The sequence below is a fragment of the Kitasatospora sp. NPDC094028 genome (genome assembly GCF_049543595.1).
Lineage (GTDB): Bacteria > Actinomycetota > Actinomycetes > Streptomycetales > Streptomycetaceae > Kitasatospora.
In genome coordinates, this window is the sequence record NZ_JBMVFA010000002.1 from 405,271 (window position 1) to 431,717 (window position 26,447).

At 73.5% G+C, this 26,447-nt stretch carries 18 protein-coding genes and 1 pseudogene; 13 read left to right on the forward strand and 6 right to left on the reverse strand.

The features are described from left to right. Positions 1-5: 5 nt before the first annotated feature. The 4 genes from ACPC54_RS04890 to ACPC54_RS04905 all read right to left on the reverse strand — a co-directional run bounded on the left by ACPC54_RS04890 (position 6) and on the right by ACPC54_RS04905 (position 6,942). Entirely contained in the window at positions 6-4,361 is a 4,356-nt protein-coding gene (locus tag ACPC54_RS04890) for an amino acid adenylation domain-containing protein (RefSeq protein WP_498961233.1), read from the reverse strand. Continuing rightward, entirely contained in the window at positions 4,358-4,654 is a 297-nt protein-coding gene (locus ACPC54_RS04895; RefSeq protein WP_498961235.1) for an acyl carrier protein, read from the reverse strand. Before ACPC54_RS04895 ends, ACPC54_RS04890 begins: the two co-directional genes overlap by 4 nt. 65 nt (positions 4,655-4,719) lie before the next feature. Further along, positions 4,720-5,571, reverse strand: coding sequence for a hypothetical protein (locus ACPC54_RS04900; RefSeq protein WP_498961237.1), 852 nt, complete (start codon positions 5,569-5,571; stop codon positions 4,720-4,722). An 84-nt stretch (positions 5,572-5,655) separates the two neighbouring features. Then, complete coding sequence (locus tag ACPC54_RS04905; RefSeq protein ID WP_498961239.1) at positions 5,656-6,942, reverse strand: tryptophan 2,3-dioxygenase; 1,287 nt, start codon at positions 6,940-6,942, stop codon at positions 5,656-5,658. A gap of 495 nt (positions 6,943-7,437) precedes the next feature. Between ACPC54_RS04905 and ACPC54_RS04910 the strand changes: the two genes are divergently transcribed. From ACPC54_RS04910 to ACPC54_RS04940, 7 genes are all read left to right on the forward strand, one after another. Beyond that, complete coding sequence (locus ACPC54_RS04910; protein ID WP_498961241.1) at positions 7,438-10,566, forward strand: AfsR/SARP family transcriptional regulator; 3,129 nt, start codon at positions 7,438-7,440, stop codon at positions 10,564-10,566. 240 nt (positions 10,567-10,806) lie between these two features. Then, the gene (locus ACPC54_RS04915; RefSeq protein ID WP_498961243.1) at positions 10,807-11,334 is read left to right on the forward strand and encodes a GNAT family N-acetyltransferase; all 528 of its coding nucleotides are present in this window, start codon (positions 10,807-10,809) and stop codon (positions 11,332-11,334) included. A 334-nt stretch (positions 11,335-11,668) separates the two neighbouring features. Further along, the gene (locus tag ACPC54_RS04920) at positions 11,669-12,610 is read left to right on the forward strand and encodes a hypothetical protein (RefSeq protein ID WP_498961245.1); all 942 of its coding nucleotides are present in this window, start codon (positions 11,669-11,671) and stop codon (positions 12,608-12,610) included. 245 nt (positions 12,611-12,855) lie between these two features. After that, the gene (locus ACPC54_RS04925) at positions 12,856-13,692 is read left to right on the forward strand and encodes an alpha/beta fold hydrolase (RefSeq protein WP_498961247.1); all 837 of its coding nucleotides are present in this window, start codon (positions 12,856-12,858) and stop codon (positions 13,690-13,692) included. Between the two features lie 16 nt (positions 13,693-13,708). Beyond that, complete coding sequence (locus ACPC54_RS04930; RefSeq protein ID WP_498961249.1) at positions 13,709-15,046, forward strand: cytochrome P450; 1,338 nt, start codon at positions 13,709-13,711, stop codon at positions 15,044-15,046. A gap of 60 nt (positions 15,047-15,106) precedes the next feature. Further along, a complete protein-coding gene (locus tag ACPC54_RS04935; protein WP_498961251.1) occupies positions 15,107-16,291 on the forward strand; it encodes a macrolide family glycosyltransferase in 1,185 nt (394 codons plus the stop codon). A 130-nt stretch (positions 16,292-16,421) separates the two neighbouring features. Further along, positions 16,422-17,174 carry a 4'-phosphopantetheinyl transferase family protein gene (locus ACPC54_RS04940; RefSeq protein WP_498961252.1) on the forward strand — a complete coding sequence of 251 codons (753 nt, stop codon included), beginning with the start codon at positions 16,422-16,424 and terminating at the stop codon, positions 17,172-17,174. Positions 17,175-17,279: 105 nt separating this feature from the next. Here the strand turns inward: ACPC54_RS04940 and ACPC54_RS04945 are convergent, their stop codons facing one another. Together ACPC54_RS04945 and ACPC54_RS04950 are read right to left on the reverse strand one after the other, a co-directional pair. Next, a complete protein-coding gene (locus ACPC54_RS04945; protein ID WP_498961254.1) occupies positions 17,280-17,480 on the reverse strand; it encodes a hypothetical protein in 201 nt (66 codons plus the stop codon). A gap of 301 nt (positions 17,481-17,781) precedes the next feature. Beyond that, positions 17,782-18,462: pseudogene (locus tag ACPC54_RS04950) on the reverse strand (LLM class flavin-dependent oxidoreductase); the annotation flags it as partial. A gap of 22 nt (positions 18,463-18,484) precedes the next feature. Between ACPC54_RS04950 and ACPC54_RS04955 the strand changes: the two are divergent. The 6 genes from ACPC54_RS04955 (at position 18,485) to ACPC54_RS04980 (ending at position 26,358) form a co-directional block, all read left to right on the forward strand. Further along, entirely contained in the window at positions 18,485-19,918 is a 1,434-nt protein-coding gene (locus ACPC54_RS04955) for a recombinase family protein (RefSeq protein ID WP_498961256.1), read from the forward strand. Positions 19,919-20,395: 477 nt separating this feature from the next. Then, complete coding sequence (locus tag ACPC54_RS04960) at positions 20,396-20,641, forward strand: hypothetical protein (protein ID WP_498961258.1); 246 nt, start codon at positions 20,396-20,398, stop codon at positions 20,639-20,641. A gap of 165 nt (positions 20,642-20,806) precedes the next feature. After that, the gene (locus tag ACPC54_RS04965) at positions 20,807-22,357 is read left to right on the forward strand and encodes a DnaB-like helicase N-terminal domain-containing protein (RefSeq protein ID WP_498961260.1); all 1,551 of its coding nucleotides are present in this window, start codon (positions 20,807-20,809) and stop codon (positions 22,355-22,357) included. 191 nt (positions 22,358-22,548) lie between these two features. Further along, positions 22,549-23,571, forward strand: a complete 1,023-nt coding sequence (locus ACPC54_RS04970; protein ID WP_498961262.1) for a DUF2637 domain-containing protein — start codon at positions 22,549-22,551, stop codon at positions 23,569-23,571. A gap of 394 nt (positions 23,572-23,965) precedes the next feature. Next, positions 23,966-24,616: a plasmid mobilization relaxosome protein MobC gene (locus ACPC54_RS04975; RefSeq protein ID WP_498961264.1), complete on the forward strand. Its 651-nt coding sequence runs from the start codon at positions 23,966-23,968 to the stop codon at positions 24,614-24,616. Next, the gene (locus ACPC54_RS04980) at positions 24,613-26,358 is read left to right on the forward strand and encodes a relaxase/mobilization nuclease domain-containing protein (RefSeq protein ID WP_498961266.1); all 1,746 of its coding nucleotides are present in this window, start codon (positions 24,613-24,615) and stop codon (positions 26,356-26,358) included. Before ACPC54_RS04975 ends, ACPC54_RS04980 begins: the two co-directional genes overlap by 4 nt. The last annotated feature ends 89 nt before the right edge of the window (positions 26,359-26,447 follow it).

The window sequence follows — 26,447 nt, forward strand, 5'->3', positions numbered from 1 at the left end:
CGGTGTCACACCCTTTCCGGTGCGCTCTGGTGCTGGCGCACCAGGACGTGGGCGTTGGTGCCGCCGACGCCGAAGGAGCTGACGCCCGCGGTGCGCGGACGGTCCTGCGGCCACGGGCGGCCCTCGGTGAGCAGGGCGAAGCGCTCGCCGTGCCGGGTCAGTTCCTCGATCGGCTCGGTGACGCCGGGAGTGGCGGGCAGGTAGCCGTGGTGCACCGCGAGCACCGCCTTGATCAGCCCGGCGATGCCGGCGGCGGTGTTGCAGTGCCCGATCGAGGCCTTCACGGAGCCGATCGCGACCTGCGGGCCGCCGGTGCCCAGGGCCTCGCCGAGGGCGGTGGCCTCGATGGCGTCGCCGAGCCGGGTGCCGGTGCCGTGCGCCTCCAGGTAGCCGACGTCCTCGCCGGTCAGCCCGGCGGTGGCGAGGGCGTCCCGGATGACCCGGGCCTGGCCCTCGACGCCGGGCGCGGAGTAGCCGACCCGGGCGATGCCGTCGTTGTTGACGGCACTGCCGGGGATCACCGCGTACACCGGGTCGCCGTCGCGCTCGGCGTCGGCGAGCCGGCGCAGCAGCACCGCGCCGGCGCCGAAGCCGCCCACGGTGCCGGTGGCCCGCCGGTCGAAGGGCCGGCAGAAGCCGTCCTCGGCGTACAGGAAGCCGGGGCGGTAGGTGTAGCCGCCGTCCGACTCGGCCAGCGAGACGGCCCCGGCCAGCGCGTAGTCGCTCTCGCCGCGCAGCAGCGAGCGGGCGGCGAGGTGCACGGCGTACAGGCCGGTCGAGCAGGCGGTGTCGAGCAGCAGGGCCTCGCCCCACAGGTCGTGCAGGTAGGCGAAGCGGGAGGCGACGAAGGTCGGGTCGGAGTTGACCACGTCGTCGACCCGGGCCTCGCCGTCGTTCTGGACGAACCGCGGGCAGCCGACGTACAGGCTGGTGCCGTGCGCGATGTCGCTCAGCCGCAGCGAGGCGTCCTCGACGGCCGACCACAGGACCTCGTGCAGGACGCCCTGCTGCGGGTCGCCGTGCGCGACGTCCTCGGGGGCGAAGCCGAGCAGTTCGGCGTCGAAGCCGAGGCCGTCCGCCATCATGCCCCAGCGGGCCACCTTGCGGGTGCCGTCCGGGAATTCGGTGACGACCGGGCCGGGGCCCTGGCGGAAGCAGTCCCGGCCGGCCCGCAGGTTGTCCCAGTAGGCGGCGAGGTCGGGCGCGCCGGCGAAGCGGGCGCCCATGCCGATGACGGCGATCGCGTCGTCGGTGGTCCTTCGCCGCGTCCGGACGGCCGGCTGCGGCGCGGTGGCGGTCTCGCCGCCGCCGACCAGCCGGGCCTGGGCGCGCGGCGTGGTGTGCCGCAGCAGGTCGGCGACGCCGGGCTTGACGCCGGTGGCCCGGTACAGGCCGTCGCGCAGCTTGACCAGGATCAGCGAGTGCCCGCCGACGTCGAAGAAGTTGCTGTCCGGGCCGAACGGGCGGCCGTCCAGCAGCTCCTGCCAGACCCGGGTGACGGCGGCCAGCGCGTCGCCGTCACCCGGCTCGCCGAGGGCCGGCGCCGCGGCGGGCGCAAGGGCGGCCGGGGCGGCCGGGGTGGCGCCGGGGGCGGGCAGCCGGCGGCGGTCGATCTTGCCGTTCGGGGTGAGCGGCAGCTCGTCCAGCAGCAGCAGGTGCGAGGGGACGGCGAAGCGGGGCAGCACGGTGGCGAGCCGGCCGAGCAGCTGCTCGACGGTGGCCGGGCGCTCCAGCACCGCGTAGCCGACGATCTCCTTCTCGCCGCGCCCGTTGATCCGGGCGGTGACGAACCCGGCCCGGACCTCGGGCTGGGCGCGCAGCGCGGCCTCGACCTCGCCCAGCTCGACCCGCTGGCTGCGGATCTTCACCTGGTTGTCGGCCCGGCCGATGAACTCCAGCTGCCCGTCCGCCGCCCAGCGGACCCGGTCGCCGGTGCGGTACAGCCGGCCGCCGTCGCCGCCGAAGGGGTCGGGGACGAAGCGCTCCGCGGTGCGCAGCGGGTCGCCCAGGTAGCCGCGGGCCACGCCGGCGCCGCCGAGCAGCAGCTCGCCGGGCACGTACGGCGGGGCGGGCGTCAGGGTGCCCTCCAGCACCACGTGCAGCCGGGTGTGCGGCACCGGGCCGCCGATCGGCAGGGTGCGGGCGCCCTCCGGCACCTCGGTGATCGGGTGCCAGGAGGAGGTGAAGGAGTTCTCGGTCGGCCCGTAGCTGTGCAGCAGGGTGCCGGGGCGGCACCAGCGCAGCGCCTTGCGCATGTGCGGGACGGAGATCAGCTCGCCGCCGAAGTACACCCGGCGCAGCGACTGCAGCAGGTCCGGCGCGTCCTCGATGATCCGGTTCAGCAGCGGGGTCGTGACCAGCAGCGTGGTGACGGAGAACTCCCGTACGGCCGCGCGCAGTTCGGTGGGGGCGAGGACCAGCTCCTTGTCCAGGACGGCCAGTCGGGCGCCGTGCGTGAGCGCGCCCCAGATCTCGTAGGTGGCGCCGTCGAAGTTCAGCGGCGACAGGTGCGAGACGGTGTCGTCCGGGCCGAGCGGCACGAAGTCGGGGCGGTGCATCATCCGCAGCACGCCGCCGTGGTGCAGCAGCACGCCCTTCGGCTTGCCGGTCGAGCCGGAGGTGTACAGCACGTTGAACAGGGTGTCCGGGCCGGCCGAGGTGACCGGCGGGACGGCGGGCAGGCAGCGGGCGGCGCGGACGGCGTCCGGCACGGCGTGCACCGGCCGGCCGGCGGCGCGCACCCGGTCCTGCTCGCCGGGCTCGGTCAGCACCAGCGCGGGGCGGGCGTCGTCGAGCACCAGGGCGAGCTGGGCGTCCGGGTAGGCCGGGTCCAGCGGCAGGTAGGCGGCACCGGCCAGGGCGACGGCGAGCATCGCGGTGACGGTCGGGATGCCGGGGCGCAGCAGCAGCGCGACCAGGTCGTCGGTGCGCACCCCCTGGGTGCGCAGCCAGTGCGCCAACCGGGCGGCTTCGGTGGTGAGTTCGCGGTAGCTGACGGACTCGCCGCGGTGCAGCACGGCGGTCGCGTCGGGGGCCCGCTCGGCCTGGGCGAGGACCAGCGCGGGCACGGTGGCGGCGGCGTCGCCCCGGCCGGTGGCGCCGGTGCGGCCGGTGGTGGAGGCCAGGCCGGCCAGCAGGTCCAGGCAGGGCGCGTCGGCGCGGCAGACGGCTTCCAGCAGCCGGTCCAGCTGGTCCAGCATCAGTTCGGCGGTGGCCGGGGTGTACAGCGCGCAGTCGTGGTCGATGCGCAGCAGCAGCTCCTCGCCCGCGCCCTCGTCCAGCTCGACCGCGGCGAGGCCGAGGTCGTACTTGGCGGCGCCGCCCTCCAGGTCGAACTGGCGGACGGTCACCGAGGGCAGCCGCCAGGTGCGGCGCCCGGCCGGGTGGTGCAGGAAGACGGTGGCGTAGCCGGGCCCGCCGGCCGGGGCGCCGTGGTCGGCCAGCGCCTCCATCGAGTCGAGCAACTGCCCGCCCAGCAGGGCCGCCTGGGCGTCGAAGCCACGCTCGGGCAGGTAGTCGCTGCGCACCGGCAGGACGCGGGTGAACAGGCCGACCGCGTGCTCGGCGCCGGGCTCGTCGCGCCCGGCGAAGGGCATGCCGAGCACGCCCTCGGACTCGCCGGACCACGCGTGCAGCAGCAGCGTCCAGGCGGTCAGCAGCACGGTCGCGCTGGAGGTGCCGGTGCGCACGGCGACCTCGCGCACGGCGGCCAGCCGCTCGGCGGGCAGCCGGCGCTCGACCCAGCCGGGCTCGCCGGCGGCGCCGCCCTCCGGGCGGACCAGGTCGGGCAGTGGGGCGAGCACCACCGGGTCGTCGCCGACCAGGGCGTCCCAGTGCGGGCAGCCGTCGCCGGCGGCGGGCGGGGTGGCCAGGGCCGGGGCCGGGCGGACGGCCGTGGCGTCGAGGTGCGCCCGGTAGCCGGTCAGCAGGTCCTGGGTGAGCACGCCCATCGAGTCGCCGTCCGCGACGATGTGGTGGACGGTCAGCACCAGCAGGGCGCCGTCCGGGTGGGCGAACAGATCGGCGCGCAGCAGCGGCGCGGTGCCCGGGGCGAGCGGGCGGGCGGCCGAGGCGGCGCCCTCCCGCAGCGCCGCCTCGCGGTCGTACGGGCCGGGCAGGGCGACGACGCCGAGCGGGACGGCGGCGCCCGGCTCGGGCAGCATCCGCAGCTCGCCGCCGAGCGCCTCGAACCGGCCGGCCAGCGCCGGGTGGCGCAGCAGCAGGTCGGCGAGGGCGCCGCGCAGTGCGGCCGGGTCGACCGGGCCGTCGAACTCCAGGGCCAGCGGGATGTTGTAGCGGCCGGAGTCCGGCTCGACCTGGTCGGCGAGCCAGATCTCCAGCTGGGCGACGGAGGCGGTCATGCCCGGGCCCCGACCGGGACGGGGGCCGCCTCGGCGGTCTCGGTGGCGGCCAGCGCCTCGGCCTGGCCGCGGACGGTCGGGTGCGTGAACAGCAGCTTGATCGGGACGGGCCGGCCGAGCGCGGTGCGCAGGATCTTGCTGATCCGCAGCGCGGCGCCGGAGTGGCCGCCGACGCGGTTGAAGTTCTCGTCGTCGCCGAAGTCCTGGTGCCCGAGCACGGACGTCCAGGCGTCGCGGACGGTGTCGAGGAGCGGGTCGGTCCCGGTGGCGGGGGCCGGGGTGGTGTCGGTCATGGCGGGGTGGGTTCCTTCCGCGCGGATCAGGCGGGCGAGCTGGTCGGGGTGGGGGCGCCAGGGGTTCACCAGGACGTCTCCCCGACCGGCACGGTCTTGCGGTAGGTGGCGTCCACGGAGTCCCACAGCGCGGGGAAGAGCGTCCGCTCGGCCATGGCGCGCAGGGCGCTGATCGACTGGCCGCGCAGGCTGGTCGGCATGCCGGGGCACGCGGCCTCGTCGACGCCGTGCCGGGACTCGGGGTGGCCGCCGAGCTGGCTCCACACCATCCGCAGGTGGCGCTGCTTCCAGTACACGACGGCGCCGTCCAGCCGGAGCATCGCCTTGCGGACCAGGGCGAGTTCGGCCGCCGCGCGGTCCGCCTCGGCGGGGGTGCCGAGCCGGCCCTGGGCCTCGATCAGGTCCTCGGTGGTGAGGCCGGCGCGGTGCAGCGCGTCCATGAACTCCTGCCACAGCGGCACGGCGGCGCGGCGCAGGTTGCGGGCGCCCGGGGAGTCCAGCCCGGTGGTGTTCTCCGGGAAGGTCGCGCGCATCGCCAGCAGGCTGCGCTGCGGCAGGTGCTCGACGAGCACCGTGAGCACGGTCAGCGGGATGTCGCCGACGTCGGCGGCCCGCTCCAGCACCTGGGCGGCCATCAGCTGGTCGCCGGCCCGCATCAGGTCGATCGCCCGGCGCATCTCGAAGTGCATCTCGCACCAGGCGAACTCGGTGATCAGGTGCACGGTCTGGAACAGCCGCTGGTCCGGGTGGACGAGCTCGCTCTCGGGCAGCAGCGCGGAGAGCGCGGTGGTGAGCCGGGTGTCCTCCTCGTAGTTGCTCCCCCGGTCGTACTCGTAGACGAGCAGCCGCTCGACCTCCTCCGGGTTCATGGACTGCCGGGCGGCGCCGGGCCGTCCGGTGGTGGATCGCTTGCTCATCGGTGGGTGTCTCCGGGTCGGGGTGGGGCGCCGCGCTGCGGGCGGCGGGCGGGCGGCGGGCGGTCGGTCGGTCGGCGCCGGCCGTCAGGCGGCGGTGGTCTCGCGGACCAGCGAGGGGAACAGCCGGTTGGCGATGACCGCCTCCAGGTACGGCACGCCCTCGGTGGCGCCGGTGCCGGTGCGCTCGCCGATCATGCGGACGGCGAGCCGGTAGTGGGTCTGCTTCCAGCGCTGGTGGACGGACTCCAGCTGGGTGGCGGCGGCGCGCACCGCGGTGGCGTCGGCTTCCGTCAGCCAGCCGCTGTCGGCCACGTCGTGCCAGGTGCCCTGGACGGTCTCGCGGCCCTCCAGCACGGCTTCGCGCACCCGGGGCACCGAGGTGAAGGCGGCGGAGTCCAGCCGGGCCCGCAGCGGGGTGGAGCAGAACGACTCGAAGGTCTTGTAGCCCTCGGACTGGATGGCGCTGGCGCCGTCGGTGAACTGGCGGAAGATCCGGAACGACTCCGGCTGCATCGTGGCCAGCAGCGAGAACAGCGGCAGCGACTCCTTCAGCACGTCCGCGACGGCGGCGACCGCCGGGGCCGCCTCGCCGGGCTCCTCGCCGTGCAGCTGGCGCACGGCGTAGGCCAGCGCACCGGACATGAAGGTGAAGGTGGCCTCGAAGGACTGCAGCACCCGCAGGAACAGGTACTCGTCGTGCAGCACGTACACCGGCTGGACGCTGGCGGCCAGCGTCAGCCGCTCCTCGTCGCTCAGGGTGTCCCGGACGGCGTCGGCGAGCAGGGTCGGCGCGGTGCGGCCGGGGGTGGCGGCGACCGTCCCCGGGTCGACGGTGCCCGGGGCGAGCACCCGCAGCGCGGCGGGCTCCATGACCCGGACGGCGAGGCGCTGGCGCTTGTCCAGCACCCGGGCGTCCGGCAGCATCTCGGCCGGGTGGTCGGGGCGGCCGTCCAGGGCCCGCTGCTCGAAGTCGACCAGGTCGGCGAGCAGCAGCAGGACGAGCCGGTCGCGCCGGTGGCGGAGCTTGCGCCAGTCGCCGCTGGGCGGGCGGCGCAGCAGCTCCAGCGCGGTGTAGCTGGGGTAGTCGTAGTGGTCGTCGTGCTTGTCCAGGACGACGTCGAGGAAGCGGCCGAGGAAGCGGCCGGGGCCGGCGGCCGACAGGTGGTGGGCGCGGCAGGCGGCGAGCCGGTCGAGCAGTTCGGGTTCGAGGAAGTGCTTGCCCACGGAGCGCAGGTGGGCGAGCAGTGCGGTGTACGGGAAGGTCCGCTCGGTGCCGGTGCGGCACCAGTCGGCGAGCTCCTCGCCGAGGGCGGCCGCGGCGGCGGCTGCCGGCGCGGTGGTCGCGGCGGCCTCCCGGTGGGTGCCGCTCACTGCCAGCCGGTGTCGCCGGACACCACGGGGACGGTCGGGCAGGTGGTCGCGAACGCGATCGGTCGCGGGGTGACGCGCATGGGCAACTCGGCTCTCTGGTTCGGGGGCATGTCCGGCGCATGTTTCGGGGCATGGGCGACATACCGGCGGTCGCGGGGATGGGGTGCCGATGGCTGCCGATCGGCTGATGCCAGGAACTCTGCTGGTCGGGGCGGGGTCGAAGCCATCCGCGCCCGATGGCAGCAAACTGCACGGCAGCAAGTGCGCTCCGCGAGGAACCCGTCCGGGGGTGCCGCTGCCTGGGGTGTTCACCCACCGTCACCGACGCCGATTCCGCCGGTCCGACCGCGCGGGGAGCCCGGGAAAATGGACTCCTACCCTCCGGTTGTGAGCCAGATCACAAATGTGGAACGCGTGATCGAGGGGTGACGGGGCCATGCGGATAATGTCCACCGGGGCTGCTGGGCGCAACTTTCGATGTGACGGGGGAAATGCATGGAAATTCGGCTGCTCGGGCCGCTGGAGATCGTCGACGACGGCCGGCAGGTGGCGATCGGGGGACCACGGCAGCAGGTGGTCCTCGCGATGCTGGCGCTGAATGCGAACCGGGTCACTCCGAACGACCAGCTCGTCGACGCGGTCTGGGGGGACCTGCCGCCGGCCACCGCCCGCTCGCAGATCCAGATCTGCATCTCCGCCCTGCGCCGGGTGCTCGCCGACGCCGGCCGGGCCGACCTCATCGTCACCCGCCCCTCCGGCTACCTGCTGGCCACCGCCGCCGGCGAGCTGGACATCGACCGCTTCGCCCGGCTCGGCGAGACCGCCCGGGTGCACGCCGACCGCGGCCGCACCGCCGAGGCCGCCGAGGGCTTCGCCCGGGCGCTCGGCCTGTGGCGCGGCCCCGCCCTCATGGGCATCCCCAGTGACCTGGCGCAACGCGCCGCCACCGTGCTGAACGAACAGCGGCTGGCCGTCACCGAGGAGTCCTACCGGCTGGAGCTGGAGCTCGGCCGACACGACAAGATCATCGGCCCGCTGTTCGAGCTGATCGCCCGGGAGCCGCTGCGCGAGCGGCTGTACGGCTCGCTGATGCTCGCCCTGTACCGGGCCGGCCGGCAGGCCGACGCTCTGGACGTGTTCCGCCGGATGCGCGCCGTCCTGGTCAGCGAGCTGGGCATCGAGCCCGGCCGCGAACTCCAGGAACTCGAAATGGCCATTCTCAACGGCGACCCGCGGCTGGAGGCACCCACCGCCGCGGCCGCCCCCTCGGTGCCCGCCCAGCGCTCCGCCGAGCCCGTTTCCGACGGCGACGAACCGGAGGTTCCGCCGGTGGAGGCCGCGGTTCCGCCTCCGCACCAATTGCCCACCGACACCGCCGATTTCACTGGCCGTCAGGAACACGTCGAGGAGATCCGGGACTATCTCCAGACCCCCCTGCCGGAGAACTCCGGCAGCTGCCCGGTGCGCGTCGTCGGCATCACCGGCAAGGGGGGGATCGGAAAGTCCAGCCTGGCCGTTCGCGCGGCCCACGAATTGCACACCGCATTTCCGGACGGGCAGCTCTACGCCGACCTCCACGGCTCCGGCGGGGACGGCTCCGGGCACGTGCTCGGCCGCTTCCTGCGCGCCCTCGGCGTGGCCAGCCACTCGGTGCCCGACGACCTGGAGGAGCGCAAGGCCCTCTACCGCAGCAGGCTCGCCGGGCAGCGGGTGCTGGTCGTGCTCGACGACGTCCCGGACGAACGGCTGCTGCGCGACCTGATGCCCGGCAGCGCCACCTGCGCCGTCATCGTCACCAGCCGCTCCCGGCTCAGCGGCCTGCCCGGCATCCGCCGGGTCAACCTCGACCTCTTCACCGAGGAACTGTCCGTCGAGCTGCTGTCCCGGATCGCCGGCCGGGAGCGGGTCGCCGGGGAACTGCCCGCCGCCGTCGAACTCGCCAACTTCTGCGCCGGCCTGCCGCTGGCCCTGCGGATCGCCGGCGCCCGGCTCGCCTGCCGCCCGCACTGGCGGATCAACCGGCTCGTCCAGCGGCTCCGCTCCGAGGCCGGCCGGCTGGACGAACTCGCCCACGGTGGGCTGGAGTTGCGCTCCAACATCGCGCTCGCCTACGGCGCCCTCGGCCCTGACGCCCAGCGGCTGTTCCGGCTGTTCGCACTGCCCCGCGCCAGCGACTTCGCCGGCTGGACGGCCGCCGCCCTGCTCGACGTCGACCTGCCCGCCGCCGAGGACATCGTCGAGGAACTCGTCGACGCCCAGCTGCTCGACGTGCTCACCTTCCCCGGCGAGGACGCGCCGCGCTACCGCTTCCACGACCTGATCAAGATCTACGCCCGCGAGCGGCTCGCCGAAGCCGACCCGGCCGAGCACGCCGACGCCGCGCTGCGCCGGGTACTGGCCGCCTGGATGTCGCTCGCCGAGGAGTGCCACCGGCGCGAGTACGGCGGCGACTACACCGTGCTGCACGGCACCGGCGAACGCTGGCGGCTGCCCGAGGACGAGCTCGCCGACCTGCTCAAGAACCCGATGGCCTGGTGGGAGACCGAGCGCCGGGCCCTGGTCGCCGCCGTCAACCAGGCCGCCGAACTCGGCCTCGACGAACTCTGCTGGGACCTCGCCCTCACCTCCGTCACGCTGTTCGAGACCAAGGGCTACTTCGACGACTGGCGGGAGACCTCGGAGGCCGCCCTGCGGCTCGCCGAGGCCACCGGCAACCGGCGCGGCCGGGCCGCCATGCGCTACTCGCTCGGCACCCTGCACATGTTCCAGAAGCGCCTCGCCGAGGCCGACGCCTGCTTCCTGCCCGCCCTCGACGACTTCGCCGAGGAGCGGGAGCGGCACGGCTGGGCGCTGGTGCTGCGCAACATGGCCTTCGTCGACCGGCTGCGCGGCGACCACGAGGCGATGATGGACAAGTACACCACCGTCCTCGCCGACCTGCGCGAACTCGGCGACAAGATCGGCGAGGCGCACGTGCTGTGCAGCATCGCCAAGGTCCGGATGGACGCCGGCGAGTACGACACCGCCCGCGAGATGCTCAACTCGGCGCTGGCGATCTGCCGCGAGACCGGCTGCCTGCGCGTCGAGGCCCAGGTGATCTACCGGCTCGGCGAGCTGTACCTGAAGAGCGACACCCTGGAGCTGGCCAACCAGGCCTTCAACTGGGTGCTCCGCCTGGTCCGCAAGTCCAACGACCGGATCGGCGAGTCGCACGCCCTCTACGGGCTCGGCCTCGTCCACTGGGGCGAGGGCCGCACCGGGCAGGCCGAAGCCGTCTTCCTGCAGGCCGTCACCCTGGCCCGCCAGGTCGGCGAACGCACCGTCGAGGCCCAGTCGCTCTACTCGCTCGGCTCCATCGCGCTCGGCGCCGGCTCCCTCCCCGCCGCCCGCACCCACCTGGAGTCCGCCGCGGCGATCTTCGACGACCTGGGCTCCGCGCTGTGGCACGGCAAGACCCGCTTCGTCCTCGCCGACGTCCACGGCGCGACCGGCGACTCCGACGCCGCCCTCGCCGAACTCACCGCCACCCAGGCCCTCCTGGCCGACGTCGCCGCCCCCGAGGCGGACCGCCTCAGGGACGAGCTCTTCGGCCGCCGCATCATGCTCCGCGGCGAACTCGCCTGACGGCCCGGGCCGTCCGGAGCCCGTTCCCGGCGCCCGCTCGACCCGAGCGGGCGCCCGGGAATCGACGTCCGCTGGCCCCACCTCCCGCGTGACCGGCATGCTGAACGCCGCCGGCACCACGCTCGTCGGCCTCGCCACCGACAGCAGACCGGCCCGAACCGGCCCGAACCCGGCCCGAACCGGCCCGAACCCGGCCCGAACCAAGGCCGAACACGCACGCGACACCAGGGGGACCACCGCATGACCGTCGAGCTCCGCCATCACACGGCCCTGACCGCCGAGACCCGGCAGGACCTGATGGACGTGTACGCGGATGTCCGGGCGCCGCTGCTGCACCTGGCGAACTACTGCGTCGAGGCGTTCGCCGAGCGCCTCGACCGGCACCTCGGTGAGCCCGGTTTCGGACTCGTCCTCGGCTACGACGGCGACACCCCGGTCGGGTACGCCTACGGCAACACCGTCGACGCCGGTGACCGGTACTGGAAGCGCATGGCCGAACTCCTGCCGGACGGCTTCACCGACACCCCCGTGCTGGCCATCAAGGAGATCGGTGTCCGCACCCCGTGGCGCGGGACCGGCACGGCCCGCCGCCTGCACGACGCACTGCTCGCCCGGCGCGCCGAAGACCGCGTGACGCTCATGGTCAACCCGCTCGCCGGGGACGGCAAGGTCCAGGCCGTGTACGAGTCCTGGGGCTACCGCGCGTTCAACAGCCAGCCGCCCTCGCCCGAGTCTCCTCGACTGACCGTCATGCTCAGGGCGCGGTGACGCCGGGCGGGCCGGCCCTCCGCCCGCACCGGTTCCTCGGGCCCGCCGCGAACCTTCGCCCCGGCCGGCCGAGGCGCCGGTCCGCGACGCCGTGGTCGCGGCCCTGACTGCGCCCCGCCGGACGCGATCCAGCGGGGCGCAGTGGCTCTCCGGCAACAGTGCGGGCGCCCGGAAGCTGTCGGGGGCGACCGCGGTGGAATCCCGGCGGCCACTACGGCCCCGTGCTGTCGGATCGCTATCGGAGGGGCCTTCGGGGGCCTGATAGGGCCCGGATAGGCCGGAGCGACATGGTGTGTCCTGCGGGGGAACAGGCACACGACAGGGGGCAGGTCCGATGGGGTACGCGACGGTGGAGATCGGCGAGCGGGACTGTCTCGTCGCCTTCGGCGACGCCGACCTGGTGTCGCTGGCCGCCGACGCACTGCGGCGCAGTGCGTGGGGGGCCGACCAGCCGGACGCGCGGCGCGGCAGCAGGCTCGCGGCGACGGAGCACCCGGACCGGGTGATGCTGCACGACGAGCGGGTGGGCGGGGTCTGCCTGCTGCCGCGCTCCGCACTGCGCTCGCTGGCCGTCGCCGCGCTGACCGCCCTGGCCGCACGGGAGTTGCTGGCGGCCCGGGTGGCCACCGCGGCGGTGATCGGCACCGGTGCTCCGGTCGCCGGGCTGCTGACCGCGCTGGTCAACCACGTCGTGAACCTCGGTGAGGTCGCGCTCTGGCCGTCGCACGGCGAGCAGGGCTGGCCGACGCCGCAGCTGACCGCGCACGCCGCCGACCGGGGGCTGATGCTGTCCCGGCCCGTCGAACTCGATCGGGCGCTGCTCGGCACCGACCTGGTGGTGCTCGCCCCCGGGTTGCCGGCGGCCGCCTACCGGCAGGTCGAGCTGGGGATGCTGGCCCGCGGAGCGGTGCTGGTCAACGCCACCGGCGAACCGCCGGCCGAGTCGTTGGCCCGCGCGGTCGGCCGGATCCTGGTCGACGACCTGTCGGCGGTCGGTGAGCGGGAGCGGGAGCGGGTGGCGGTGCCCGTCCGGGCCGGCTACCGGGTCGCCCCCGAGCCGATGGCGCTCGGCGACCAGCTGTGCCGGCCGCGCGCCGGCCGGGAGTTCGCGGGCGAGAGCGTCCTGGTGGACCTGCGCGGCGTGCCCGGCCTGGAGGTCGCGCTGGCCAGCCGGCTGTACGAGATCGCACTGGTCCGGGGCCTGGGCGTGGTCCGGCACGGACTGCTCACCCGGGACGGAGGCCGGCTGTGCGCACCGACACCCAGCATGAACTGATCACCACGGCCACCACGGCCACCACGGCCACCACGGCCACCACGGCCACCCCGCGCCGCCGCGTCGCGGCCGGCACTTGATCGTCGACGGAACTGTTCCGGGCCTGCTCCCGGGGTCGGTGAAGTGTTCCCGTCCCGGGCCTCGGAATTCCTTTCCGTCCGAGCGATCCCCCCTCTACGGATCCCGCCGCGCTCACGCCCGCCGTCCGGCAGCCGGCACCGCGCACTGACCTCACGGAGACACCCATGCCCGAGATCCTGCGCCCGGACGGCGCGCGCATCCACTACCAGGTGCACGGCGAGGGATTCCCCGTGCTGCTGCTCGCCCCCGGCGGGGTCAGCAGCGATGCCGCCTCCTGGGAGGCCGAGTCGTACCACCCGGTCCGCGAACTGGCCGCGCACTTCCGGGTGATCGTGCTGGACCAGCGGCACGCGGGCGCCAGCCACGCCCCCGCGCTGCCCTTCGACTACGCGCAGACCGCCGCCGACCAGCTGGCCGTCCTGGACGAGCTGGGCGTCGAGCAGGCCCACCTGCTCGCCGCCGGGAGCGGCAGCGTGCACGCCTGGCGGCTCGCCCACGACGCGCCCGAGCGGGTCCGCTCGGTGGTCTGCCTGCGGCCCGCCGGCCGCGACGACGGCAACACCCTCGGCACCTTCTACGGCCCCTTCGACGAGGCGATGCGCTGGACGCGCGCCGAGGGCGTCGCCGGGGTGCTCGCCGCCGCCGAGCGCGCGGGCCGCTTCGCCGACAACCCGGCCGCCGGCCCGTTCGGCCAGCGCCTGCACGACGACCCGGAGTTCCGCGCCGAGCTGGGCGCCGTCCGCCGGGAGAACTACATCAGCCTGCTGGTCCGCTTCCGGGACGGCCTGTGGCCGGACGGCTCCGCCTGGTTCAGCGTCCCCGAGGCGTGGATGGGCGAGTTCCCGGCCCCGCTGCTGGTGCTGCCCGGCGACGGCCCGCAGACCCCGGCCGGCCTGGCGAAGCGGCTGGCGCACGAGGCGCCGCAGGCCGTCCTGCTGGAGGACGGCAGTGACCCGGCCGCCGCGGTCCTCGCCTTCCTCCAGCAGCACACGACCCGATAGAGCGGAGGAGACCACCGTGCTCACCCTGGACAGCCTGGACATCACCAGCGAGCAGGCGTACGCCGAACGCGGCTACCCCTACGAGGAGTTCGACCTGCTGCGGCGCGAGGCGCCGGTCTTCTGGTACCAGCGCCCCGGCTTCGAGCCGTTCTGGGTGCTGACCAAGCACGAGGACATCGCCTGGGTCTCGCGCAACCCGCAGATCTTCTCCAGCGCCCAGCGCGTCACCATCGACACCCCGGACGCCGTCGACCGGTTCGAGCGCCAACGGGAGGTACAGGCCGCGCACTTCGGCCACAGCCCGGACGACCCGCCGGCGCTCGGCCGGATGGACCTGCCGCGCCACCGGCAGATCCGGCGGATCATGACGCCCTGCTTCACCCCGAAGGCGATGGCCGCCCTGGAGGCCCGCTTCGAGGAACTGGCCGCCGGCTACGTGCGGCAGTTCACGGACCGCCTGGAGCGCCACGGCGAGGCCGACGTCGCCGAGCACCTGTCCGCCCGGCTGCCGGTCGCCGCGATCTGCGAGCTGGTCGGCGTGCCGCGGCAGGACTGGGACGACGTCTTCAACTGGACCGAGGGCACGGCGGGTTCGGCCGACCAGGCCGACCAGGCCGACCAGGCCGACGCGGACGGCCAGGCGGACCCGGACGGACGGCCGGAGGGCGAGGACGCCGAGGCCGCGGTCGGCCGCGACGACACCGCGCTCAACCGGTACCTCGCCACCCTCGTCCGGGAGCGGATGGCCGCCGCTTCGGGCGGCACCGGCACCGACGTGCTCAGCCGCCTGGTCGCGGCCCGGATCAACGGCGGGCCGTTGAAGTTCCACGAGATCCTCTACACCGTCCTCGACCTGCTGGTGGCCGGCAACAGCACCACCCGCAACGCCACCGCCGGGGGCATCCAGGCCCTGCTGGAGCACCCGCGGGAGCTGGCCAGGCTGCGGGCCAACCCGGCGCTGGTCGACAGCGCGGTCGAGGAGATCCTGCGCTGGACCTCCAGCGCGATCCACGTCGCCCGCACCTGCACCCAGGACACCGAGATCCGCGGCCGGCTGATCCGCAAGGGCGAGACCGTCGTCCTGTGGTACCCGGCGGCCAACCGGGACGGCGACGCCTTCCCCGACCCGTACCGCTTCGACATCACCCGCACCGCCAACCCGCACTTCTCCTTCGGCGGCTCCGGCGAGCACCTCTGCCTCGGCGCCAACCTGGCCCGGCTGCAGCTGCGGGCGATCCTGTGCGCGGTGCTGCCGGTGCTCGGCGACCTCGAACTCGTCGGCACCCCGGAGCTGGTGGCCCCGCACCTGCGGGTCGCCGAGATCAAGAAGCTGATCGTCCGTCGCGCGGGCTGAGAGACATGTGCCGTTCCAGGCACCCACCGAACCACGCCAGTTCAACGGAAGGATCGTCACTTGTCCGCTCACATCGCGGTCTTCAACATCCCGGCGGCCGGCCACGTCAACCCGACCCTGCCGGTGGTCGAGGAGCTCGCCCGCCGTGGCCACCGCGTCAGCTACGCCGTTACCGCGCACTTCCGGTGCGCGGTCGAGGCCGCCGGCGCCGAACCCGTCCTCTACACCTCGGTGTTCGGCGACCACTACACCCACCCGTACACCCCGGAGGCGCTGCCCGCCGAGGGCCTGCGCCTCCTCGACGAGGCCGTCGAGACGCTGAAGCGCTTCGAGGAGGTCTACGAGAACGACCGCCCCGACGTCATCCTGTACGACCAGATGGCCTGGGCGGCCCGGTTCCTCGGCGCCAAGTGGAACATCCCGACCGTCCGCCTGCACCCGTCGTACGGCTCGAACGAGGCCTTCTCGATCCGGTCGCGCTTCCCGCCGGCTCCCGAGGCCGCCCCCGAGGTCATCGAGCTGACGGGCCGGCTGGCCGACTTCCTGCCGACCGTCGGCCTGGAGGGTGTCGATCCGGCCGAGTTCTTCAGCGCGATCGAGGACCTGGCGCTGATCTTCCTGCCGCGCGAGTTCCACTACGACGGCGACACCTTCGACGAGCGCTTCGTCTTCACCGGCCCCTGCCTCGGCGACCGCTCGGCCTTCCAGGGCAGCTGGACCAACCCCGGCGGCAAACCGGTGCTGTTCATCTCGCTGGGCACCGCCTTCACCGGCTTCGCCGAGTTCTTCCCGGCCGCCGTCGAGGCCTTCGCCGACAGCCGGTACCGCGTCGTGCTCGCCGTCGGCGACCACGCCGACCCGGCCGCGCTCGGCGAGCTGCCCGCCACCGTCGAGGTGCACCGGCAGGTCAACCAGCTCGACGTGCTGTCTCAGGCCGCCCTGTTCGTCACCCACGGCGGCATGAACAGCGTCATGGAGGCACTGGCCCACGGCGTCCCGATGGTCGTCGTCCCGCAGTCGAGCGAGCAGCGGGCCACCGCCGAGCGCGTCGAGGAGCTCGGCCTCGGCCGGCACCTGCCGCGCGAGGCCACCACCGCCGCCACGCTGCGCGAGGCCGTCGAGGCCGTCCTCGGCGATCCGGCCACCGCCGAGAAGCTCGGCTCCCTGCGCGACGTCGTCCGTGGGACCAGCGGCCCCGCCGTCGCCGCCGATGCCGTCGAGGGCTACCTCGAACGCATCGCCTGAGCCGGCCCCTCCACCACGACCCGGCGGTGGGAACGGCGACGGGCAGGGCCCCGAGAGGCCCTGCCCGCTGTCCGTCCCGGTCCCCCCGGGTCCTTGTTCCTCCGATGCGCGAAGGCGGTGAGATGCCGTGATGGAAGACATCCTGCCCCCCGAGGTGGCCTCGGCCGAGGCGTTCGACGACAGCCTGGAGGGGCCGCTGCACCCCGAGGAGGCGGCCCGGATCTCCGGGGCGGTGGAGTCCCGGCGGCGGGAGTTCACCACCGCGCGGCTGTGCGCCCGCCGGGCGCTGGCCCGGCTCGGGCTGCCGCCGGTGGCGGTGCCGCCGGGGCCGCTGGGCGAGCCGCGCTGGCCCGCCGGGGTGCTGGGGAGCATCACCCACGCGACCGCCTACCGGGCCGCGGCGGTGGCCCGCACGGCGGACGTGCTGGCGCTCGGCATCGACGTCGAGCCGGACGAGCCGCTCCCCGAGGACCTGCTGGAGTCGATCGCCTCGCCCGGCGAGTACGCGCGGCTGCGGGAACTGCGGCGAACCGCCCCGCAGCCGGTGAACTGGGGGCGGTTGCTGTTCAGCGCGAAGGAGAGCGTCTACAAGGCCTGGTTCCCGCAGGGCCGGCGCATCCTCGACTTCTCCGACGCCGACCTCACCCTCACGCCGGAGGGGACGTTCCACGCGCGCCTGCTGCTGACCCCGCCGGAGCGGGAGCTCGGGCTGCGCGCGGACTACTCCGGCCGCTGGCTGGCGCGCGGCGGGCTGCTGCTGACCTCGGTGGTCACGCTCGCGCCCGCCCGCGCGGCGGAGCCGGCCGTGGCAGAGGTCGTCGGGGCGCCCCAGGGGGCATCGAACGGGGCGCCCCGGCTCGGGGGTCACGGCGCGGTGCGCTGACCGGCCGGACCGGTGGCCGCCCGGGAACTCCTGCAGCTCGAAGCCCCGTTGGTGTGACGGCCGCGCAGCCGCACCAGGAGGCGTGCCGGAAGGCGTGCGGGAGGATCAGCCCCAGTGGGTGTCGGCCGGGTGGGGGACGACGCCGCCATCGGCGGTCACGTGCACGCCGCCCGGGGTCGGGTTGCCCCAGTGGGTGTCGTCGGTGGTGAGCGGGGAGACCGAGAGACCGAGGCCGAGCAGCGCGGTGAGCGCGGCACCCACGATGCCGCCGACGACCTTGCGCTGCTTCTTGGTGGTGGTGAACATCGCGGGATCCTCCGTGGTGTGGTGTCGAGGACCGGCTGCTGTCGTCCTCGTGGTCACCACACAACCGTCCGCCGCCATCGACCTCCTTTCGAGCGCCCCTCGCCCACCGGAGCCCGGGCGGCCGTCCACCGATAGCGAACGAATAGCCCCATCGGTCTCACCTGCCCCGCGGGCCCCTCGCAGCATCGCCGCAGTCGACCCCGACGCTCCTGAGGAGCAGCGTAGTTGGCGTCATCTGCGGACCGCGGCGACGCCTTTCGGTCGCCGGGCGGGCCGATACCGCCCCGCCCGGCGGCGGTGCTCAGCCCAGCTGGGCGAGGCCCTCGGTGGCGATCCGCTCGAAGACGGCGAGATCGTTGGCGAAGATCGAGTCCGGCACCGGCCAGTGGACGACCAGCTCGGTGATCCCGAGCTCCTTGTACGTACCGGCCCAGTCGACGAAGGCGTCCAGCGACTGCAGCGGCTTCTCCGCCGTCGAGCCCTGGAGCAGCATCTTCTCCAGCGTGGCGACGTCCCGGCCCTTCACCTCGCAGGCCGCGGTGAGCTTCTCGATCTGCGCGGCGATCACCCCGGGCGCCTGCTCCACCGGCACGTCCGCGGGCCCCTTCGGGTCCCCGTACGTCACCCAGCCCTGCCCGTACTCGGCGGCCAGCCGCATCCCGCGCGGGCCGGCGGCCGCGACGTAGAACGGCAGCCGCGGCGTCTGCACGCAGCCGGGGATGTTCCGCGCCTCGACGGCCGAGTAGTACGTCCCCTCGCGCGTCGTCGCGTCGTTCCTCAACAGCTCGTCCAGCAGCGGCAGGAACTCCCCGAACCGGTCCGCCCGCTCCTTCGGCGACCAGGCCTCCTGCCCCATCGCCGTCGCGTCGTACCCCGTCCCGCCGGCCCCGATCCCGAGCGTGACCCGCCCGCCGGACACGTCGTCCAGCGTGATCAGCTCCTTCGCCAGCGTCACCGGGTGCCGGAAGTTCGGCGAGGCCATTCCTCGTTCATACAATCCGTCCATGCGACGAAACGGGAAGCAAGAGCTGGTGATCACGCCGGGGGAGGCGGCGGCCATCTACTGCCGGATCTCCCACGCCAATGACGACGACCAGACCGGCGTCGACCGGCAGGAACGGATCTGCCGCGAGATCGCGGAGCGCCGGGGCCTGCTCATCGACCCGCGCCACGTCTTCGTCGACAACAGCCGGTCTGCCTGGCGCCGCAACCGGAAGCGTCCCGGCTGGGACGAACTCCTCGCGGGCGCGGGCGATCGGGAGTTCCGCCACATCATCGTCTACCACCCCGACCGGCTGATGCGGCAGCCCCGGGACCTCGAAGAGCTGCTCACGATCTCCGACGAGCACCAGATCCTCCTTCACGGGGAGGCGAACCGGCGGAACCTCTCAGACCCCGACGACCGCTTCATCCTCCGCATCGAGGTGGCTCACGCCTGCCGGTCTTCCGACGACACGTCGCGGCGGCTGAAGGACACGCTCGCGGACCGGGCGAACGAGGGCAAGCCCCATACCGGCAAGCGCCGGTTCGGTTACTCGGCCGACGGCGTGACGATCGTGGAGGAGGAGGCCGAGATCGTCCGCGAGGTGTTCGACCTCTACCTCAAGGGCAAGAACCCGTACGCCATAGCCCTCATACTCCACAATCGCGGCATCAAGACCGTTTACGGCAAGGCTTGGACGCAGGGCACCGTCCGCGCGCTGCTCGACTCACGGCACGTCGCCGCGATCCGCATGCACCAGGGCGAGGAGCTCGGACCCGGCAACTGGCCCGCCATCATCGACGCCGGAATCTGGGCGGAGACTCGCGCCCGGCGTGAGTTCCGATCCCAGGTTCACCACACCAACCTGCAGCTCCGACGGTTCTACCTGCTGCGCGGGCTGGTGATGTGTGGCCGATGCGGAACGCTCATGTCTGGCACCAAGGTCGGCGGCTCCCCCTCGTACCTCTGCGTCCGCAGGACGCGCAACGACGACAAGAAGTGCGTCCGACGGATTGCGGCCATCAAGCTGGAGGACTTCGTCCGGGACGCCGCGATCGACCTGCTCGGCAAGCTCACCGTCTCCGGGCAGTTGGCCACGACCTCGCTCACGGACAGCGCCGCCGAGGCGGTCGAGGCGGATCAGCAGCAGCTCGAAGAGCTCAACGGGATGTGGACGGCCAAGGAGATCAGCACGGCCGAGTACCGGAAGATGAGGAAGGAGATACAAGCACGTATCACCAAGGCTCAACGCCGGGTGGCAGTAAGGCCGATGAAGCTCCTCGAAGGGCTGAGCGGACCCGGCGCGCGGGACGCGTGGTTCGCGGAGGAGATGACCGACGAGCGGCGGAACGCCGTGCTGCGGTTCCTGTTCTCCGGCGTGATCATCGACGCCTCCACGAAGAAGCCCGGAGTCTTTGACTGGGACCGGATCGGCATCGAGCAGAACCAGCTCTGACGGCAGCCGAGGCGGCGAACACGCGCTAGCACAAGATCGGCCGAACGCATTCGGCCGCGCGCGGGCGATTGTCGTTCTCGTGGGCCCGGAGTGGGCCGTTGAGTAATCGCATCCCCCGCCATTCCGCCTGTGATCTCCCCTGCCCCTACGACCTCCTTCCCGGCGCGGTCGCGCGCCTTCTATCACCGGAATCCGGCCGTACCAAACCCGCCCCTTCGTGGTCACCTGTGTACGGCGCCGGCCTCGTGCCGCCGCCGGATGCCCCAGCCTGCCCTGAAACGAGGAGCTTCTGACATGACGTAGCAGTCGAGGAGCGAGCCGAACGCCTGCCAGCGTCCGGCCCGCCGCCCGACCCCGGGCCCGGTGTTGGAGCACCAGGCCCGAGGCCTCCGACTTCCTGACGACCGCCCACAACCCGCGCGACCTGGTACACCCGAGAGGCCTGCCAGCCCCGCATCCGGCCGCGAGGAGGCTCAGTTGACCCTGCCCGCATACCCTCAGGCAGCGGCCCCCGACGTCGACGGGACCGTGATCGCCCTGCGCCGCCCCGGCGCCGGGGTGGCCAGTAGCCGTTCAGTTTCCGAACGGCCAGCCGACGAGCGCGCACGAGCGCTGGAAAGGGTCTGCTCCGGCTTCCGGACGACGATCAGCCCCCGCAGCACGGCCCGCCTGGCCGACCTGCTGGGGACCGCCACGGCCGGTGCCGTGGCCCTCGCGGCCTGACCGCGCTCACCCGGGGCCCGCGCATGGCGCGGATTCTCCGGGAAAGGGGTCGGCCCCTGGTGTTGGAGCACCAAGGGCCGAGACGACTCCTGACGACCGCCCACAAAAACGATCAACACGAGCGCCGCCGGCCTGCCAGCCGCACGGCACCGCGCAAGGAGTTCCGTGTCCCAGCGTACGTTTCCCGCCCCGCGAACCGCAGCCCCCTTCCAGGACGACGATCCCGCCTTCCCGGTCACGGGCGGGCTGGGCGGGCTGCCGGTGCCGCCGCACGACCTGGACGCCGAGGCGATGGTGCTGGGCACCGGCATGTTCCAGGCGGAGGCGATCGACGTGATCCGCCCGATCCTGGAGCCGGGCGACTTCTACCGGCCCGCCCACGGCGACATCTGGCGCGCGCTGCTCGCGTTGCGTGACGAGGGCGCCCCGACCGACCCGACCGCCGTCGCCGCCCAGCTCGCCAAGGGCGGCAACCTCAGCCGTGTCGGCGGCCCATCTTCCCTGCACCGCCTGTTCACCGCCGCTGTTCCGGTTTCCGGCGCGGACTACCACGCGCAGATCGTGCGGGAGAAGGCCGAGCTGCGGCGCTGGCAGGCCACCGCCGTCCGCCTGCTGCAGCAGACCGACGCAGAGGGCGCCGATCCGGAGCGGATCCGGGCCGCGCTCGACGCCGAGCTGTCCAGTGCCGCCGACCGGGGCTTCGGTGTGCAGGGGCAGCGGCTGACCAGGTTCGCGGTGGACGGCTGGTCCTTCGTCCAGGACCTCGGCGACCAGGTCGCCCCGATCTGGGGCAGCCGCGAGCAGACCGCCTGGGCGGACGGCGAGTCCCTGATGCTGGTCGGCCCGCCCGGCGTGGGCAAGACCACGATCGCCCACCAGATCGTCCTGGCCCGCCTCGGCCTGCTCTCGGCCGTACTCGACATGCCGGTCGCCGAGGGCGAGCGCGTCCTCTACTTGGCGATGGACCGCCCGCCGCAGATCGCCCGCGCCTTCGCCCGCCGCGTCCTGCCCGCTGACCGGCGCCACCTCGCGGAGCGGCTGGTCTTCTGGACCGGACCGCTTCCCGCGTCGCTGGACCGGGAGCCCAACCTGCTGGCCGAGATGGCCGAGGCCCACCGGGCGGACACCGTGGTCATCGACAGCCTCAAGGACGTCGTCGGCAAGCTCACCGACGACGAGGCAGGCCTGTCCTACAACAACGCCCGCCAGCGGCTGCTTCGCTCCGGTACCCAGCTGCTGGAGCTGCACCACCAGCGCAAGTCCGGCGGCGATGCGAAGCGCGGCGAGCGGCCTGTGCTGGATCGGGTGTACGGGTCGGCGTGGTTCACCGCCGGAGCCGGCAGCGTGCTGTTCCTGGCCGGCGCGGCCGGGGATCCGATCATCAAGCTGCACCAGCTCAAGACCGTCACCGGCGACGTCGGCCCGCTGTCGGTGGTCCACGACCACACCCGGGGCACCTCCACCGTCGAGGCGGCCCTCGACCCGGCAGCCATCCTCTCCGCCGCCCCGCAGGGCATGACCGCCCGTGAGCTGGCCTGCCGACTGACCGGCGAGGCCGACCCCGACCGCTCCGACATCGAGAAGGCCCGCAGGCGCCTGGAGAACCTGGTCAAGGCTGGCAAGGCCACCCGGCAGGACGGCGCCACGGGTGGGACCGGCGGCGGCCAGCAGACCCGTTACCGCTCCACCGTCCGCCACATCGCCGCCGTTTCCTGACTGGCCCACGGCCACCTGTCGGCGCGGTCCACGCGACCGATCACGCCTTACCAGCCGCGCCGGTCACCACGCACCGCCCACGCCGTGCACGCGGGTCGCCGAAATCGCCGGGCCCACAGCGCACGCGTACCTGCATGCCGTTCACGCCGCCTCCGCTGCACGCGCGTCCCCCTCCTTAAGAGGGGGAACGCGTGCGCGCCCAGCAGACCCGGCATCCCAACACCTCGACCACCGACGGGAAGAACACCACCGCCATGCCCGCCTCCGCTCCAACCTCAAGCCGTGTGACCGGCTGGGACTTTGCCGCGATCGGCCTGCTCGCCATCGCCGGCTTCGCCCTCTCCTACGACGCTCTGCGCCAGACGGCCATCGCGATCCACGTCCGAGGCCCGCTCACCTACGTGTTCCCGCTGATCATCGACGGGTTCATCGCCTACAGCGTTCGCGCGCTGTTGATCCTGCGTACCGCGCCGCTGACCGCCCGCGCCTACGTCTGGCTGCTCTTCGGCGCCTCCACCACGGCCAGCATCTGGGCTAACGTCCTGCACGCCGTCCGCCTCAACCAGCAGAACCTCGCGGTCACCGGCCATCTGTACCTGAGCGACATCTCCGTCGGCTTCCTGTCCGCCGTCGCCCCGCTCGCCCTCGCCGGATCCGTCCACCTCGGCATCATCACCGCCCGCCACACCCACCCCACCGCCACCCGGACCGGCGACCCGTCCCCGGCCGAAGAAACCTTCCGGGCGGTGAGCGAAACCGCGCGCGGTCTGAGGCCCGCAGAACACCGCAGCCTCCCCGCTCAGCCGCCGACAGACGAGCCGCGCGAGAGCGGAGTCGGGCAGGCGACGCCGGAACGGCCCACGGCCCGCCGCCGGACCGCAGCAGCCGAAGACCTTCCGTGGACCGTTCCGGGCAGCCCCGGGCACGCCCGGACCGAGGACACCGTCCCCGGCGAACCCGCAGGCCAGAGGCCGAGCGGAAATACGGCTCAGCCCCCAACCGCCAAGCCCGCCGGCCGCCCGCCAGGCGCTTCCCTGGACGAACTGGCCGCCATCGGCCTCCAGGCGTGGACCGACGCCCGGAAGCTGAGCCGATCCGTGGTCCGCGACGCCATCCGGGAACAAGGCCTCACGATCTCCGACCAGCGGCTCACCGAGGTCATGAAGATGCTCCGCCCCGACGACGAGCCCCACCAACAGGCCGCCGACGACTGATCCGCGTCCTTCTGGGCACCTCGCCGAGTCCCGATCGGTGAGGTGCCCGCTCCACCGCACCCGGCCCAGCACCGCGCCTACTCCCCGGCCGCGTGAAGCCCCGGACCGCCGCCTTCTACACCGCATCTCCGGCACGGCAAAACCGGCGTTTGCCCGGACCATCACCCGCGCACCCCGCCGCCAGCCAGCTGCCTGTCCCGACAGAAAATCCGGAGACCCCGTGCTCGACCCGCAGTACCCCCTCGACATCAACCCCGCCGTCCTCGAGCAGGGCGCGAAGGCCGGTAGGCTGTTCAGCCGTCTGCTCCGCGCGTTCGGCAACTCGGCTCCTGGCGGAGCCAGTTGTACCCAGTCTCCGACACTTCGCGCGGGTCTGGGGTCCTCCGCCCCAGGGGTGGCGGAGGAAGCCCGGCGCGAGGGCGCGCCAGGCCAGGAGGCCCCGGCTGAGGGCGGCCTGGACCCGGACCAGCTCAACACCCTGCAGCGCGACATCCTCGCCCGCGTCCGCACCGACCAGCCCACCGACAACGCCGAGAGCATGCGCGCCGCCAGTGCCGCGTTCCTGCACGAGAACACCGCCGCCCTCGATGTCCCGAAACTGAACGCTCCCGAAGGCGCCCAGCCGATGCCCAAGGGGAAGATCCGGAAGTCCAACGGCACCCGGCGAACCAAGAAGGTCGGACCGGTCGGATACACCCGGCCGGAGCACGCCGAGCTGCTCGATGCCGCCGACCGCCACGGATACGGGAACACGATCTCCGGATACGTCGGCGACATCTCCCTGGCGTTCATCCGGGGCGAGTTCACCGTCGATCTGCCCCTGCACACCGACCGCCTCGCCCTGCAGCAGTTCCGGGCAGAGGTCCGCCAGGAGATCAACGCCGTCGGCAACAACATCAACCAGATGGTCCACGTGCTCCACCGCGACGACCGCCTCGAACCCGACAGCCGCGAGCGCCTGATCCGCCTGGAAGACCTGCTCCGCGACATCGCCGAAGCCCTGCTCATACCCACCGCCAGCCCCGAAGGAGGTGCAAGCGCGTGATCCCCTCCGTCAAGGACCCCGGCCACAACACCCGCGGCCTGCTCGCCTACCTGTACGGGCCAGGCCGCCACGACGAGCACATCGACCCGCACATCGTCGCCTCGTTCAGCCCGCTCGGCCTGGCCGACCCCGGCCGCGACCCGGCCGCGACCCTCACCCAGCTCGCCCGGATCCTCGACGAGCCGGTCAACCTGCGCAACAGCGGCTTCGGCCGCAAGGTCACCGACCACGTCTGGCACTGCCCCGTCCGCGCCGCCAAGACCGACCGCTACCTGTCCGACGCCGAGTGGGGCGAGATCGCCCGCCGCATCGTCCACGCCGCCGGCATCGCCCCCGACCGCGATCCGCACGGCTGCCGCTGGATCGCCGTCCGCCACGCGGACGACCACATCCACATCCTTGCCACCACCGTCCGCGAGGACGGCCGCCGCCCCAAGCTCCACAACAGCGGCAAGCGCGCCCAGGCCGAAGCCCGCGCCATCGAAACCGAACTCGGTCTCTACCAGGTCCCCGCTGGCGACCGGACCGGCGAACGCCGTCCCACCCAGGCCGAGATGCACAAGGCCGACCGCCTCGGCTGGCAGCAGACCAGCCGCGTCTGGTTGCAGGAACGTATCCGCGACGCCATCCCCCACGCCGCGAGCGTCGAGGAACTCCTCGCCTACCTGCAGGCCGACGGCGTCCAAGTCAAGGTCCGCCGCCTGCCCTCCGGAGACCTCCAGGGCTACTCGGTCGGCCGCCCCGGCGACGTGAACAAGGCCGACGAGCAGATCTACATCCCCGGCGGCAAGCTCGCACCTGACCTCTCCCTGCCCAAGCTCCGAGCCCGCCTCGCCACCGGCACCCCGGAGGAGCACCCGTCGGCCCGGCGCAACCGGCCCACCACCTGCTGGCAGCGCACCACCGACGCCCTCGACACTCTCCACCAGCACCTCACCGACGACACCGGTGCAACCGGCGGGGACAGTGCGCTGGCGCAGGCGCAGATCACCGCGCTGGGCGACATCATCAACGCCACCGCCCAGACCGCCCCGCAGGAACTGCGGGCCGAACTGCGATCCGCCACAAGGGCATTCGTCCGCGCCCAGCGCTCCCAGATCCGCGCCGACCACCAGGCCGCCGCCGACCTTCGCCAAGCCGCCCGCGACATCATCCACGCGGGCGACGGGCCTGACGGAAACACCCTCACCGTGATGGTCGCGGCCCTTGTCTGGGCGGCGATCCTCACGAGCCGATGGCACGAGGCGCGTGGCCACCAGCAGCAGGCTCAGGCCGCGCAGCAGGCCGTCCAGCACCTGCAGACCGCCTACGACCAGGCCGCCGCCGACCACCTCGCCGCCCTCGCCCACCGTCAGCCGAGCAAGGAGATCACCAACACCCTTGCCGGGGCCGTCCGCTCCGCTGTCCCCGACCATGCGACGCGGATCCTTGCCGACCCCAACTGGCCTGCCCTCGCCACCGTCCTCGCTGACGCCAAGGCCCTCGGCCACCAACCCCGCCAACTCCTCCAGGAGGCCGCCGCCCGGCGCGAACTCACCACGGCCCGCCTGCCCGCCAAGGTCCTCCTCGGCCGCATCCAGCACACCAGCCGCAACCCTGCCCCCAACCCCACCGCCGAAGCCGCCCGCGTACGCGCAGCCACGGCGATCTCTCCCGGCCAGCGGCCCGCTCCCACCGGCCCGGCCAGCCCGGCAACCCCGCCCACCGCACTGGCCACCGCACCTCAGCGCCGAACCCGCTGAGCCCACCCCGGCCGACCTCACGACGGGGCGCCGCTCCGATGGCCCGGTGTGAGGTCGCAGGCACCACCTGGGAACGACCTGCCCAAAGC

What these genes read in the sequence shown, in the direction of transcription:
- ACPC54_RS04945 (WP_498961254.1), bottom strand. Translation starts at nt 17,480, where the DNA reads ATGTTCACCACCACCAAGAAGCAGCGCAAGGTCGTCGGCGGCATCGTG.
- ACPC54_RS04925 (WP_498961247.1), top strand. Translation starts at nt 12,856, where the DNA reads ATGCCCGAGATCCTGCGCCCGGACGGCGCGCGCATCCACTACCAGGTG.
- ACPC54_RS04895 (WP_498961235.1), bottom strand. Translation starts at nt 4,654, where the DNA reads ATGACCGACACCACCCCGGCCCCCGCCACCGGGACCGACCCGCTCCTC.
- ACPC54_RS04910 (WP_498961241.1), top strand. Translation starts at nt 7,438, where the DNA reads ATGGAAATTCGGCTGCTCGGGCCGCTGGAGATCGTCGACGACGGCCGG.
- ACPC54_RS04900 (WP_498961237.1), bottom strand. Translation starts at nt 5,571, where the DNA reads ATGAGCAAGCGATCCACCACCGGACGGCCCGGCGCCGCCCGGCAGTCC.
- ACPC54_RS04915 (WP_498961243.1), top strand. Translation starts at nt 10,807, where the DNA reads ATGACCGTCGAGCTCCGCCATCACACGGCCCTGACCGCCGAGACCCGG.
- ACPC54_RS04920 (WP_498961245.1), top strand. Translation starts at nt 11,669, where the DNA reads ATGGGGTACGCGACGGTGGAGATCGGCGAGCGGGACTGTCTCGTCGCC.
- ACPC54_RS04955 (WP_498961256.1), top strand. Translation starts at nt 18,485, where the DNA reads ATGCGACGAAACGGGAAGCAAGAGCTGGTGATCACGCCGGGGGAGGCG.
- ACPC54_RS04890 (WP_498961233.1), bottom strand. Translation starts at nt 4,361, where the DNA reads ATGACCGCCTCCGTCGCCCAGCTGGAGATCTGGCTCGCCGACCAGGTC.
- ACPC54_RS04940 (WP_498961252.1), top strand. Translation starts at nt 16,422, where the DNA reads ATGGAAGACATCCTGCCCCCCGAGGTGGCCTCGGCCGAGGCGTTCGAC.